The organism is Aquibium pacificum, from assembly GCF_040839445.1.
Classification (GTDB): domain Bacteria; phylum Pseudomonadota; class Alphaproteobacteria; order Rhizobiales; family Rhizobiaceae; genus Aquibium; species Aquibium pacificus.
Genome location: NZ_JBDPGJ010000002.1, coordinates 641,483 through 653,778, shown reverse-complemented (window position 1 = coordinate 653,778; position 12,296 = coordinate 641,483). Strand labels below are relative to the sequence as shown.

13 protein-coding genes are annotated in these 12,296 nt (G+C 66.3%); 5 read left to right on the top strand and 8 right to left on the bottom strand.

All coding sequences use genetic code 11. The features are described 5' to 3' along the window. Positions 1-2 precede the first annotated feature (2 nt). The 7 genes from ABGN05_RS09565 to ABGN05_RS09535 all read right to left on the bottom strand — a co-directional run bounded on the left by ABGN05_RS09565 (position 3) and on the right by ABGN05_RS09535 (position 6,288). A complete protein-coding gene (locus ABGN05_RS09565; RefSeq protein ID WP_367953775.1) occupies positions 3-941 on the bottom strand; it encodes a ketopantoate reductase family protein in 939 nt (312 codons plus the stop codon). A 32-nt stretch (positions 942-973) separates the two neighbouring features. Continuing rightward, the gene (locus ABGN05_RS09560) at positions 974-1,699 is read right to left on the bottom strand and encodes an SDR family NAD(P)-dependent oxidoreductase (protein ID WP_367953774.1); all 726 of its coding nucleotides are present in this window, start codon (positions 1,697-1,699) and stop codon (positions 974-976) included. 34 nt (positions 1,700-1,733) lie between these two features. Then, entirely contained in the window at positions 1,734-2,453 is a 720-nt protein-coding gene (locus ABGN05_RS09555; protein WP_367953773.1) for an ABC transporter ATP-binding protein, read from the bottom strand. 2 nt (positions 2,454-2,455) lie between these two features. Beyond that, positions 2,456-3,211 (bottom strand): ABC transporter ATP-binding protein, encoded by a 756-nt coding sequence (locus ABGN05_RS09550; RefSeq protein WP_367953772.1) that lies wholly within the window; start codon positions 3,209-3,211, stop codon positions 2,456-2,458. Then, complete coding sequence (locus ABGN05_RS09545; RefSeq protein WP_367953771.1) at positions 3,208-4,182, bottom strand: branched-chain amino acid ABC transporter permease; 975 nt, start codon at positions 4,180-4,182, stop codon at positions 3,208-3,210. The genes ABGN05_RS09550 and ABGN05_RS09545 overlap by 4 nt, the downstream gene beginning before the upstream one ends. Further along, the gene (locus ABGN05_RS09540; RefSeq protein WP_367953770.1) at positions 4,182-5,060 is read right to left on the bottom strand and encodes a branched-chain amino acid ABC transporter permease; all 879 of its coding nucleotides are present in this window, start codon (positions 5,058-5,060) and stop codon (positions 4,182-4,184) included. The genes ABGN05_RS09545 and ABGN05_RS09540 overlap by 1 nt, the downstream gene beginning before the upstream one ends. Before the next feature lie 97 nt (positions 5,061-5,157). Beyond that, positions 5,158-6,288, bottom strand: a complete 1,131-nt coding sequence (locus ABGN05_RS09535; RefSeq protein WP_367953769.1) for an ABC transporter substrate-binding protein — start codon at positions 6,286-6,288, stop codon at positions 5,158-5,160. A 280-nt stretch (positions 6,289-6,568) separates the two neighbouring features. Here ABGN05_RS09535 and ABGN05_RS09530 point away from each other — a divergent pair, with 280 nt between their 5' ends. After that, the gene (locus ABGN05_RS09530; RefSeq protein ID WP_367953768.1) at positions 6,569-7,381 is read left to right on the top strand and encodes a sugar phosphate isomerase/epimerase family protein; all 813 of its coding nucleotides are present in this window, start codon (positions 6,569-6,571) and stop codon (positions 7,379-7,381) included. 6 nt (positions 7,382-7,387) lie between these two features. Here ABGN05_RS09530 and ABGN05_RS09525 read toward each other — a convergent pair whose 3' ends face one another. Beyond that, positions 7,388-8,452 carry a LacI family DNA-binding transcriptional regulator gene (locus ABGN05_RS09525; RefSeq protein WP_367953767.1) on the bottom strand — a complete coding sequence of 355 codons (1,065 nt, stop codon included), beginning with the start codon at positions 8,450-8,452 and terminating at the stop codon, positions 7,388-7,390. Between the two features lie 152 nt (positions 8,453-8,604). Here ABGN05_RS09525 and ABGN05_RS09520 point away from each other — a divergent pair, with 152 nt between their 5' ends. Genes ABGN05_RS09520 through aroE form a run of 4 tightly spaced genes read left to right on the top strand, consistent with a single transcriptional unit; the run spans position 8,605 to position 12,296 of the window. Beyond that, positions 8,605-9,444 (top strand): 2-keto-4-pentenoate hydratase, encoded by an 840-nt coding sequence (locus ABGN05_RS09520; protein WP_367953766.1) that lies wholly within the window; start codon positions 8,605-8,607, stop codon positions 9,442-9,444. 9 nt (positions 9,445-9,453) lie between these two features. Next, complete coding sequence (locus tag ABGN05_RS09515; protein ID WP_367953765.1) at positions 9,454-10,248, top strand: enoyl-CoA hydratase-related protein; 795 nt, start codon at positions 9,454-9,456, stop codon at positions 10,246-10,248. A 12-nt stretch (positions 10,249-10,260) separates the two neighbouring features. Continuing rightward, positions 10,261-11,436 carry an acyl-CoA dehydrogenase family protein gene (locus ABGN05_RS09510; protein WP_367953764.1) on the top strand — a complete coding sequence of 392 codons (1,176 nt, stop codon included), beginning with the start codon at positions 10,261-10,263 and terminating at the stop codon, positions 11,434-11,436. After that, positions 11,433-12,296, top strand: coding sequence for a shikimate dehydrogenase (gene aroE, locus ABGN05_RS09505; protein ID WP_367953763.1), 864 nt, complete (start codon positions 11,433-11,435; stop codon positions 12,294-12,296). Before ABGN05_RS09510 ends, aroE begins: the two co-directional genes overlap by 4 nt.

Genomic DNA, 12,296 nt, shown 5'->3' with positions numbered 1-12,296 from the left:
GTTCACGGTGTGTGGATCGGCGACAGCGCGCGCTCGATGCCCTTGATGGCGGCGACCAGCGTGCGGTTGACCGGCGTCGCCACGCCGTGGCGTTCGCCCCAGCGCACCACGGCGCCGTTGATGAAGTCGATCTCGGTGATCGAGCCCTTTTCCAGGCTCTGCAAGATCGACGCCTTGAAGGCCGGCGGCAGGCCCTCGCCGGCGATCCGCCACGGGCGGTCGGGATCGTCGAAGGACACGGCGATGCCGGCGGCCGCCGCCACCGCCATCGCTTCGCGGACGGCGGCGCGCGCGCAGTCGGCGACTTCCGGCACGTCGTAGAGGTCGCCATAGGCGAGCCGCGTGATGCCGCTGAGCGCGCCGGTCGCGACATTGACCAGCAGCTTGTCCCACACCACGCCCATGATCCGGTCGCTGGCGGTGGTGTCGAGCCCGGCGGCAGAGAACGCGTCGGCGATCCTGCGGACCCTTTCCGACAGCGTGCCGTCGGGTTCGCCGATATGGGTCGCCTTGCCGTCGACGCCGGCGACGACGCGCCCGGGGCTGGTCATGATGCCGCCGACATAGGTCTTGCCCACGAGCACGCTCGCCGGCCCGGCGATGTCGGCGATGACGTCCTCGTGGCCGAGCCCGTTCTGCAACGACAGCACCGCCGTATCGGGGTCGATGGCGTTGCGCGCCTGCTCCAGCGCCTCGCGCGTGTGGAACGACTTCACCAGCACGACGATCAGGTCGAAGGGCGCCTGGCCCCGGCAGTCGGTCGCCGCCCTCACCGGGATCACGCGGTCGCCAGGCTTGAAGGCGAGGGTGAGGCCGTCGCGGTTCAGGCGCTCGACCAGGTCGGCCGACCGGTTGACCAGCAGCACGTCATGGCCGGCCGCCGTGAGCAGCCCGCCGAAGACGCAGCCGAGCGAGCCGGCGCCGAGTATGCAGATCCTCATGCTGTGTCCGCTGGCCGCCATCCCCGTCATCCTCAGTAGGTCGCCCGGCCGCCGGACGCGTCGAAGACCGCGCCGGTGGAGAAGGAGCAGGCAGGCGACGCCATGAACAGCATCATCTCGGCGATCTCGCCGGGTTCTCCCGGACGACCGATCGGGATCTTGGCCAGCACGAGCTGTCGCTGCGCCTCGGTCATCTGCAACACCAGGTCGGTGGCGGTGATGGCGGGCGTGATGCAGTTTGCGCGGATCCCGGTGTCGGCGTTTTCCCGGGCGAGGCTCTTGGTCAGGCCGATGACGCCCGCCTTCGACGCCGAATAGGCCGCCTGGTTGGGATTGCCTTCCTTGCCGGCGATCGAAGAGACGTTGACGATGCGGCCATAGCCACGCTTGCGCATGGCGGGCAGCACGATCTTGCAGGTGAGGAAGGTGCCGGTGAGGTTGATCGCCATCACCCGCTCCCATTCCGACAGGTCGCAATTCTCGACCCTGGCGGTCAGTCCGGTCACGCCGGCCGAGTTCACCAGGATGTCGATGCGGCCGAATTCGGCGAGCGTCGCCTGCGCGGCCGCGGCGACGGACTGCTCTTCGGTCACGTCGCAGCGGGCGTAGTGGTCCATGTGGTCGCCGCGTGCCGCCTCGGGAACGTCCCAGCACGAGACGATCGCGCCGGCGGCCTTGGCCTTCTCGGCAAAGGCGCGGCCGATGCCGCCTAGCCCGCCGACGACGACCGCCACCTGGCCTTCGAGAATTGCCGCCATCGGTTGGACCTCGGTTTGTGGGGTTGTGAGCATGTCAGGCCTTCTGCATCGATCCGCCGAGGAACAGCTGACCGACCCGCGGATCGGCGAGCAGTTCCGAGGCCTTGTCCTGCATGCGCATCTGGCCGAGTTCGAGCACGATGCCGAAATCGGAAATGCCGAGCGCGCTGCGGGCGTTTTGTTCCACCATCAGGATGGTGACGCCGCTGTCGCGCAGGCGGATCAGCGTGCGGAACACCTCCTGCACGAGCTGAGGCGACAGCCCTATCGACGGTTCGTCGATCAGGATCAGTTGCGGGTCGAGCAGCAGCGAACGGGCGACCTCGAGTTGCTTCTGCTGTCCGCCGGACAGCGTGATCGCCTGCTGCTTGCGCTTCTCGCGCAGCATCGGAAACTGCGTGAACACCTCGTCGATGCGCCGCTTGACCATAGACTGGTCCGCGGCGGTGATGCCGCCTAGTTCGAGATTGTGCTCGACCGAAAGCTGCGGGACGATGTTGCGCCCCTGCGGCACGTAGCTGATCCCCTTGGCGATCAACTGCGCCGGCTTCAGACCGGTGATGTCCTCGCCGTTGAAGCGGATGGAGCCGGAATGGATGTTGAGCAGGCCGAAGATCGCCTTGAACACGGTCGACTTTCCCGCGCCGTTGGGCCCGATCATCGTGGTGATCGATCCCTTCGGGATGGTGAAGGAGACGCCGTTCAGGATCGTCTTGCGGCCATAGCCGCCATAGAGGTTCTGGAGTTCGAGCATGGTCAGCTCCCCAGATAGGCTTCGATGACGATGGGATTGGCGCGCACCTCCTCGGGGCTGCCTTCGGCGATGATGGCGCCGTTGGCCAGCACGAGGATGCGCGTGCACAGCGACATGACGAACTCCATGTTGTGCTCGATGACGACGAAGGTGGAGCCGTTCTCGCGGTTGTAGGTCGAGAGCCGGTCCTTAAGATGCTCCAGCATCGTCAGGTTGACGCCACCCGCCGGCTCGTCGAGCAAAACGAGTTGCGGCCCGGCCATGAACGCCATGGCGGCGTCGAGCAGCTTCTGCTGGCCGTAGGATAGCGAACCGGCCAGTTCGTCGCGCAGATGGCCGAGACGGAAGAACGCGATCAGTCTGTCGGCGCTTTCGGTGAGGCCCGCGTCCGACGCGCCCATCAGCCGCCCGAGCATGGTGCCGCTGTGCTCCTGTCCGGCCAGGATGATGTTGTCCAGCACGGTCATCTGCGGGAAGACCTGCAGCATCTGGAAGGTCCGTGCGACGCCGAGCCGCTTGCTGAGGTCGCAGGGGCGCATGCCCAAGACCGGCTTGCCGTTCACCTCGACCTTGCCCTTGTCGGGCCGCGACTGGCCGAGGATGCAGTTGAACAGCGTCGACTTGCCGCTGCCGTTCGGCCCGATCAGGCCGAGGATCTCGCCGCGGTTGACGGTGAAGCTGACATCGTCGACGGCCTTGATACCGCCGAACGACTTGCTGATGTTGCGGACGTCGAGAACGGGGGCTTCGGCGGTCATAGCTGCGCCCCCTGCCCGAGGTCGCCGCGCGCCACCCGCTTGGCCTTGAACGCCGCCGCGGTCTTGTCGATGAGGCCGATCAGCCCCGTCGGGCAATAGACCATCAGGATGACGACCAGCCCGGCATAGATCATCAGGTAGTAGCTCTCGGCGAAGCGCAAAAACTCCGGCAGCATGATGACCAGCCCGGCGCCGAGCAGCGGCCCGAACAGATATCCCGAGCCGCCGACGACCACCATCAGCAGGATCTTCAGCGAGATGATCAGCGTGAACGACATCGGGTCGATGTACTGCACCAGCGGCGCCATCAGTGATCCCGACAGCCCGCCATAGGCGGCGCCGATGGCAAAGGCGAGCAGCGTGATCAGGCGCGTGTCGACGCCGAGGCTGTTGGCGCGAATGGGATTTTCCCGCAGCGCCTTGAAGGCGCGGCCCCAGGGCGAACGCACGATCCAGCGGAAGCCGGCAAACGCGAACAGGAAGACGACCAGCGTGAAATAGTAGTAGCTGCGCTGGCTCATCGTCGAGATCGGGCCGAAATCCGGCCGGGGAATGCCGACCAGTCCGTAGACGCCGCCCGTCAGCCAGTCCTCGTTGCGCATGACCAGGAAGGCGAGCGTCGCGAAGGCCAGCGTGATGAAGGCCAGGAAATGATGCTGGACCCTGAGCGCGGGATAGCCGAGCACCAGGCCGACGACGAAGCAGAGACCCATGCCGGCGAAGACGGAAAAAATCCAGTGGATGCCGGCCATGGTCATCAGGGCGGTCGTGTAGGCGCCGATGCCCATGAAGGAGGCCTGCGCCAGCGAGATCTGACCGGCATAGCCGAGCGTGAGGTTGAGGCCCATGGCGGCGATCGCGAAGATCAGCCAGGAGCAGAGCACGTAGGTGCCGTAGGTGGCCTGCGTGAACGGCGCGAGCACGAGAACGACCAGTCCCGCGACGAGCGCGAGATTTCTCCAGAGCGCCATCAGACGGTCCTCCCTTCCGAAGTCCCGAGCAGGCCCTGGGGACGCAGGAGGATGATGACGATCAGCAGGATCATCGGGCCGGCGATGCGGTATTCCGAGGAGAGATAGGCTGCGGACATGTTGTCGATGACGCCGATCAGCAGTCCGCCCGCCAGCGCCCCGCGCACCTGGTTGAAGCCGCCGACGATCGCGGCGAGGAACGCGACGAGGCCGATAGGCTCGCCGATCGAGAATTTCGCCAGATAGATCGGCGAGATCAGCACCGATGCGATGGTGGCCAGCGCGGCGTTGATCATGAAGGTGTAGAGCACCATGCGCTGGATGTTGACGCCGAGGATCTCGGCGACCGCCGGGTTCTGCGCGGTCGCCTGCATGCAGCGCCCGGTGCGGGTGCGGCCCAGGAAAAGCTGCAGCGCCACGATCGCGATCGCCGAGACGATGAGGTTGCCAACGTCCTGGTAGGAGACGGTTGCCCCCAGCACGTTGAAGGTCGATTCCGAGAACATCGACGGAAAGGGCTGCGCCTCGGCGCTGTAGAATTCCTTGACCATCTCGCGCATCAGGATCGCCAGCCCGATGGTCGCCATCACGATCGGCAGCACGCCGTGCGGCAGCATCGGTTGGATGATGACGCGCTTGAACACCATGCCGAGCAGGACCACGGACACGACCAGCGCCAGGGCGATGGCCGGAAGGAGCGCTAGGCCTAGCACGTGCATGCCGATCAGCACGAAGAAGGCGGGCAGCATGACGAACTCGCCCTGGGCGAAATTGATGGTCTGCGACGCCTGCCACAGCAGGGTGAAGCCGATCGCGGCGAGCGCATAGATCGACCCGGTCGCAAGGCCGGATATCAGGACTTGCATGAACTCGGACATGGAGCCTCTGTTCCCGCGCCGCCAGGGCGCGCGAGGTGAGCGCGAGATGGGGAAGTCCGGCGTTGCGCCGGACTTCGGGTTCGGTCGAAAGGCGCGATCAGTTGGCCGGCAGAGTGTCCTTCACGACGCTCTTTCCGTCCTGGATCTCGACCAGGAAGCTCTCGCGCGAGACCTCGCCCGTCTCGTCCCAGCTCACGTCGAGCAGGATGTTGGGCACTTCCGACACCTTGACCGTCATCGAGTGCAGCGTGTCAGCGACCTTCTGCCTGTCGAGTTCGCCGGCGCGTTCGATCGCCGTCTTGGCTGCGTAGATGGCGACGTAGCCCTTCATGGCGTTGTGGTCGGCCTTGTAGCCGTACTTCTCGCTGAACCTCTTGCCGAATTCCTGGATTTCCGGGTTCGGCGCGTCGACGGTCAGGCCGACATGGCCCATAATGCCGTTGGCGGCTTCGCCGGCCAGTTCTACAACCTTCTGGTTGAGCAGCGTCGTCTCGCCGACGATCGGAACGTCCACGCCCTGCTTGTTCAGTTCACGCAGGATGCGGGCGCTCTCCTCCTCGTGCAGGTAGACGAAGATGGCCTCGGCGCCGGAGCCCTTCAGCTTCGCCACGTCGGCGGCGAAATCCGCCTGGGCGACTTCGCTGGACACGTCCGCGACGACTTCGATGCCGCGATCCGTCACTTCCTTGACGAAGGCGTCATGGCCGCCCTTTCCGAACTCGTTGTTGACCCACGACACTGCGACCTTGGAGACCCCAAGACCGTTCTTCAGGTAGTCGGCGATCTTCGGCATGGATTTATGCGCGCCGAAGGACGAACGGAAGATAAATGGGTTGCCCTTCTGGGTGATCGCGGGGGCTTCGGAACCGACGATCTGCGGAATGCCCTGCTGCTGGGTCACCAGCATGTTCACGATGGTGGAACCCGAATAGACAGTGCCGAGGATCAGGAAGGCGCCGTCGTCGATCGCCTTCTGCACCAGGGCGCGCGAGGTCTGCGCGTCGGTCTGGCTGTCATAGCTCGACAGTTCGAGCTGGTTGCCGAGCACGCCGCCGGCCGCGTTGATTTCCTCCACGCCCATCGTAATGGCGTCGGTCCATGCCTTGCCCACGGTGGCGCCCGAGCCGGACAGTTCGGCGACGTTACCGAGCTTGATGGTTTCGGCAGAGGCCGCGGTAACGCCGAGGCCCGCCGCCACGAGGGCTGCGAGCGCGAAATTCCTGATCATGATGCTCCTCCTAGAGTATCTTCGTTTTTTCCCCGCGCGGCGACCCGCTGGATCGATCGCGCCGGCAGCCGGCTGCTTCCTCCGCCAGCGAAATCGCTCCGCTGCAGGACCGGACGGGGAGGACCATAGGCACAGTTTGCGCCTGGCTCAAAAACTTTCCGACGCATGATGCCCAAAAATGACTGCATTATGCATCATGATGAACTATCATCGCAATTTGATGCATCAAAACGCCCACCTGTTCGATGCAGGTGCCTTCGAAACGCGCAGGGAATTTTTCATGGACCGCCTATCGCTCTCGTATCTGACCTACGGGGAATGCAATCCGCTGACGATGCTGCCGCTGGCTGCGGCCGCCGGCTTCGACGAAGTGGGTTTGCGGATCCTTCCCTCCGGACCCGGCCAGCCCCAGCCTGTGCTGGGACAGGACGAGGACCTCGGCAGGGAGGTGGTGCGCCGCGCGCGCGATTTCGGCCTGGCGATTTCCGACATCGAGATGATTCGTCTAGGCGATCGAACCAAAATCGGCGATCTGCGCCCGTTCTTCGACAGGGCGTCCCTTCTCGGCGGCCGTCATGTGCTGGTCGCCGGAGACGATACCGACCGGTCGCGGCTGATCGACAATTTTGGCGGATTGTGCCGACTGGCCACCGAATACGGCATGACCATCGATCTCGAATTTATGCCATGGACCGCCGTGCCCGATGTCCGAGACGCCCGCGCCGTCGTCGAGCAGGCCGGGTGTTCCAACGGGGCCGTGCTGGTCGACGGGCTGCACTACCAGAAATGCGGTTCCGCGCTGGACGAGGTGGAGGCGCTGCCGGCCGGGATGCTCAACTACATGCAGCTTTGCGACGGCCCGGCCGATTTCGCCCGCGACGACGCGGCGATGCTCTATGCGGCGCGCCATGACCGGCTGATGCCGGGGGATGGCGATGCCGATCTCGTGGGCCTGGTTCGCGCCATGCCGAAGGACTTCGTCTTCAGCGTCGAGGTTCCCAACGACCGCCTGCTTGCCGAACTGGGGCTGGAAGCCTTCATCGCCACGGCCTACCGGTCGGCCCGCAACGTGCTGGCCGCTGCCGGCCGCTAGGGCTCTCTACTCACCGCGGTCGGTGTCGCGAATGTTCTCGCGCATGATGATTTCGGCCGGGATATAGCCGCTTTCCGGCGGTTGTCCGGCATGATGGCCGACGATGGCGTCCACGGCCCGGCGGCTGAGCCTGCCCATGTCCTGGTGCACCACCGCATCGATCGTGCCGTCGAGCAGCGCCTTGCGGGTGAGCGGGGTGAGGTTGAACGCGACATAGGCGACGTCACCGCCCTTGCCTGCTTCCAACAGCGCCTTCTCGATGCCCCTGTTGCCGCCGCCGAGATTGATCATGCCGGCCAGGTCCGGATGCCGCTTCAGCAATTCATGGGTTTCGAGATAGCAGGTGTCGGGATTGTCGCGCGTGTTGATGCTGGGCAGCACCTCGATCTGCGGAAAATCCGTGCGCAACACGCTGCGCGCGCCGCTCTCGCGCTCCTCGTGGCTGCGATACAGCATGTCGCTCATGAAGACGGCGACCTTGCCCCTGCGCGCGCACAGATGGCCGAGCAGGAGTGCCCCTGCCCGGCCCGCGGCGCGATTGTCGAGCCCGCAATAGGCCAGGCTGTCGACGCCCGGGAGCGTGGTCAGCGCGCAAACCACAGGCACGCCCCTGCTGACGATGTCGAGCACGGCGTCGCGGATGAGGCGGTGTTCGATCGGCTGGACTATGACGCCGTCCGAGCGGCGCGCCGCGCACTCCTCGAGGGCTTCCTTGAGCGCGGCGACATTGGCGCGCGGCGCAAACCGCGCATTCAGCTTCACGCCCGCCAGGCGGCTGGCGCGATGGAATTCCCGCATCAGGATCTCGTTGGCGAAGCCGGGACCACCGGCAAGCAGGATGTCGATGGTGAGCGCCTTCAGCGACGACGCCACCACCGTCGGCCGGCCACCGCTCTTGGCCAGCCATTCGGCCGCGTCGCGCACCTTGCTGACCGTCTTGCCCTTCACGCCCGGGCGCCCGTTCAGCACCCGGTCCACCGTCGCCGTGCTCACGCCGGCCTGCAGCGCGATGTCGACGATGCGCGGCTTGGCTCCGACGGACGAAGGTCCTGATGCATCATTTTTGTTCATGAGGACAATTTCTCCTCATTTCGGTGTCTGTCAAGATGCATCAACGCGGAAGCCGCGGTGACAGGCGGGGATCGGGGATGTAGACCATCTGCCATTCAAGAGCGGAAAACCCGCCGGCTGCCGGTGGCGGCGATCACAGGGATGGAGGATCAATGTCCCGCGAAAGACAGGACGCGCTCGAGGCGTTTGCCGCCTCGCTCGCCGAGGCATGGCGCACCGGGGCCAAGATTGCCCTTCCCGACCCACGGGACCGCCCGAAGGACCGTTCGGAGGCCTATCTCGTCCAGGATCGCATGGCCGCGCTCATCGGCGCGCCCGTCATCGGATGGAAGGCCGGCGCGACCAGCGACGGCATGCGCAGGCGCGACGGCCACGACGACATCGTGCCGGGGCGCGCCTTCGCCACCTGCTTCTTCGTCGGCTCCGACCACGCCATTCCGGAAGAACTGGTCAAGGGCGCCCGCATCGAGCCGGAATTCGCCTATCGCATCGACGAGCCGATTCCCGTGCGCCGGCAGTCATGGACTGCGGCCGAGATCGCACCGCGCGTCACCGCCCACATCGCGATCGAATTGATCGGGAGCCGCTACCGGACCGACACGCCGCAGGCCGACCTCACCACGCTGACGGCGATCGCCGACAACGGCAACGGCGTCGGCCTGATCATCGGCGACGTGATCGCAGATCCGGACGCGGTCGATTTCCACAGCCACCCGATCAACCTGTCGGTAGATGGCGGCGAGCCCGCGCGAAACAGTCCGCCCGACATCCGCTGCAGCCCGCTCGACGCCCTCGTCGACGTCGCGAACCACCTTTCGGCGCGCGGCATCCCGCTCGAGGCGGGAACCTACGTCACCACCGGGTCGGCGACAGAGACCGTCGCCGTGATCGGCGGCACGCGGACGGTTGCCGATTTCGGCCCGCTTGGCCGCATCACCCTCGACTTCTCCGGTTCGCCTCAGGTCAAGGCGGACGGTCGGCCGGCCGGCTGAGAGGCGTCGATGAGCCCTTCCTCGGAATTCCCGGCATTCGAGTTCATCCGCGCCGATGTCCGCGGCCATGCGCTCTACCTGACGATCGACCGGCCCGAGGTGCGCAACGCGCTGCATCCGCCGGCGCATCGCGAACTGTCGAGCGCGCTCGATGCCTTCGAGGCCGACGACGCCCTGCACTGCGCCGTCATCACCGGCGCGGGCGAGAAGGCCTTCTGCACCGGCTCGGATCTCAAATATCGCGCTGCGACCGGCGATGCCTTCATCCCCGAATCGGGATTTGGCGGGCTCGCCGAGCGCTACGGCTTGAGTAAGCCGGTGATCGCTGCGGTCAATGGCGACGCCATCGGCGGCGGGCTTGAGATCGTGCTGGCATGCGACCTGGCCATCGCCGTGGAGACTGCGCGCTTCGGCCTGCCGGAGCCGCGGGTGGGATTGGCGGCCAGCGGCGGCCTGCACCGGCTGGCCCGGCAGATCCCGATGAAACACGCGATGGACATCGCGCTCAGCGGACGGCTGTTCCCGGCCGCGGAAGCCCAGGCCAAGGGCCTGGTCAACCAGGTCGTGCCGGCAGGCGCGTTGACGCAGGCCGTCGACGCGCTGGTCGAGGCGCTGTCCCTGTGCGCGCCGCTGGCGCTGCGCGCGACCAAGCAGATGATGCTCGCCGGTCTGGACCAGCCGACCCTGGCGGCTGCGTTCGGGGGCGACTATCCCGCCTATCACGCCATGCTCCGATCGCAGGATGCGCTGGAGGGACCCCTCGCCTTCTCTCAGAAACGCAAGCCCCGGTGGCAGGGCAGATAGGGACGCGAACGCATGGATCTTGAACTCAGCCACGAGCAGAAACTCCTCGTCACGACGGTGAGGAATTTCATCGCCAACGAGCTTCACCCGCTGGAAGGCATCGTCGAGGCCAATGGCGTGCTGGCGCGCGACGACGCGCAGCGCATCTTCGAGAAATCCAGGGCGCTCGGACTCTACGCCATGAACGTGCCGGAAGAATTCGGCGGCGGCGGCCTCTCGGCGCTAGACACCATGCTGGTCGAGGAACAGTTCGGCCACACCAGCGACATCCTGGTGCGGCGGGCCTTCGGCAATGTCTACGAGGTCCTGCTTTCATGCCGGGGCGCGCAGATCGACCGTTGGCTGAAACCCTGCGCGGCGGGCGAGCGGACCTGCTCGATCGCCTTCACCGAACCGGAGGCCGGCTCCGACGCGGCCGCGATCCGCACGCGCGCGGTGCGCAAGGGCGACCGCTGGGTCCTCAACGGCGGCAAGCACTTCATCTCCGACGGCCTCTTCTCCGACTTCTTCGTGGTCACGGCCGTCACCGATCCGGCCGCCGGCCATCGCGGTATATCCCTATTCCTGGTCGACAAGGGGCTAACCGGCTTCACCATTGGCCGCGACCAGAAGATGATGGGTCTGCGCGGCACGAGCCATGTCGGACTGTCGTTCAGCGACGTCGAACTGGAGGATGTGCACCTCCTCGGCTCGGAAGGCGAAGGCCTCAAGCTCGCGCTCTCCGTGCTCGGGCGCGTCCGGCTCGCCCAGGTGGGGGCCCGCTCGGTCGGCAAGGCCACGCGGATCCTGGGATTGACGCTCGACCATGCCCGCGAGCGACGGCAGTTCTCCAAGGCGCTCGGCGAGTTCCAGATGGTCCAACAGATGCTCGCCGACAGCGCCATCGAGATCAACGCAGCCCGGCTCGCGCTGTGGCAGACCGCGATGGAGATCGACCGCGGCATCGATCCGCGCGAGCGCATCTCCCTGGTCAAGGTGCAGGCGTCCGAAACGCTCGGGCGGGTCGCCGACCGCGCGGTGCAGATCTTCGGCGGCATGGGCTACTGCAAGGACCTGCCGATCGAGCGCTATTTCCGCGATGCCCGCATCTACCGCATCTTCGACGGCGCCTCGGAAATCCATCGCACCGTGATCGCGCGCAGCCTGATGAAGGGATCGACCGCGACGTTCGATCCGTACGCGCAATGACGAGCCAGCTAGCACATGGCCGCGAGCCGGATCGGTACGCGGTCTTCGGCAGTCCGATCGCGCATTCGCGCTCGCCCGGCATTCATGCGGGCTTTGCCCGGGTGACGGGCGAGAACATCGAATACGGCACCGTCGAGCCGCCGGTGGAGGGGTTTGCGCCCGCGGTTCGCGCCTTTCTGGCCGGCGGAGGCAGGGGCTGCAACGTCACCACGCCCTTCAAGCTCCAGGCACTTGCCATCGCCGACGAGCAACGCCCCTACGCGGCGACGGCCGGCGCGGCGAACTGCCTGAAGTTCGAGGCGGGCCGGATAATCGCCGAGAATTTTGACGGGACGGGCCTTGTCAACGACATACAGCGTAACCTCGGCTACGATATCGCCGGCCGCCGCGTGCTGCTACTCGGCGCCGGCGGCGCGGTGCGAGGCGCGATCCTGCCTTTCCTCGAGGCGCGGCCGACGCGTCTTGCCGTAGCCAATCGCAGCGCCGACGAGGCCCGGCTGCTCCAGTCGGCCTTCGCCCGCCATGGCGCCCTCGACGCGTCTGGGCTCGACGACATCGAAGGCGCGCCCTTCGACCTGGTGGTGAACGCCACCTCGGCGAGCCTCTTCGGCGAACTGCCCGCCATACCGGTGCGGCTGTTCCATGACCGGACGCTCGCCTACGAACTGGTCTACGGCAGGGGCCTGACGCCGTTCATGGCCTTCGCGCGCGAAAGCGGCGCCGGCCGCACGGTCGACGGGGTCGGCATGCTGGTGGAACAGGCGGCCGAAGCGTTCGGGTGGTGGCGCGGCGTCCGCCCCGAAACGGGATCCGTGATCCAGTCCCTGCGGGCTTCGCTGCCGCAGATCCTTGAGACATGA

Coding starts and splice junctions, on each gene's coding strand:
- ABGN05_RS09535 (WP_367953769.1), bottom strand. CDS start 6,288: ATGATCAGGAATTTCGCGCTCGCAGCCCTCGTGGCGGCGGGCCTCGGC.
- ABGN05_RS09550 (WP_367953772.1), bottom strand. CDS start 3,211: ATGACCGCCGAAGCCCCCGTTCTCGACGTCCGCAACATCAGCAAGTCG.
- aroE (WP_367953763.1), top strand. CDS start 11,433: ATGACGAGCCAGCTAGCACATGGCCGCGAGCCGGATCGGTACGCGGTC.
- ABGN05_RS09510 (WP_367953764.1), top strand. CDS start 10,261: ATGGATCTTGAACTCAGCCACGAGCAGAAACTCCTCGTCACGACGGTG.
- ABGN05_RS09520 (WP_367953766.1), top strand. CDS start 8,605: ATGTCCCGCGAAAGACAGGACGCGCTCGAGGCGTTTGCCGCCTCGCTC.
- ABGN05_RS09555 (WP_367953773.1), bottom strand. CDS start 2,453: ATGCTCGAACTCCAGAACCTCTATGGCGGCTATGGCCGCAAGACGATC.
- ABGN05_RS09515 (WP_367953765.1), top strand. CDS start 9,454: ATGAGCCCTTCCTCGGAATTCCCGGCATTCGAGTTCATCCGCGCCGAT.
- ABGN05_RS09560 (WP_367953774.1), bottom strand. CDS start 1,699: ATGGCGGCAATTCTCGAAGGCCAGGTGGCGGTCGTCGTCGGCGGGCTA.
- ABGN05_RS09565 (WP_367953775.1), bottom strand. CDS start 941: ATGAGGATCTGCATACTCGGCGCCGGCTCGCTCGGCTGCGTCTTCGGC.
- ABGN05_RS09540 (WP_367953770.1), bottom strand. CDS start 5,060: ATGTCCGAGTTCATGCAAGTCCTGATATCCGGCCTTGCGACCGGGTCG.
- ABGN05_RS09545 (WP_367953771.1), bottom strand. CDS start 4,182: ATGGCGCTCTGGAGAAATCTCGCGCTCGTCGCGGGACTGGTCGTTCTC.
- ABGN05_RS09525 (WP_367953767.1), bottom strand. CDS start 8,452: ATGAACAAAAATGATGCATCAGGACCTTCGTCCGTCGGAGCCAAGCCG.
- ABGN05_RS09530 (WP_367953768.1), top strand. CDS start 6,569: ATGGACCGCCTATCGCTCTCGTATCTGACCTACGGGGAATGCAATCCG.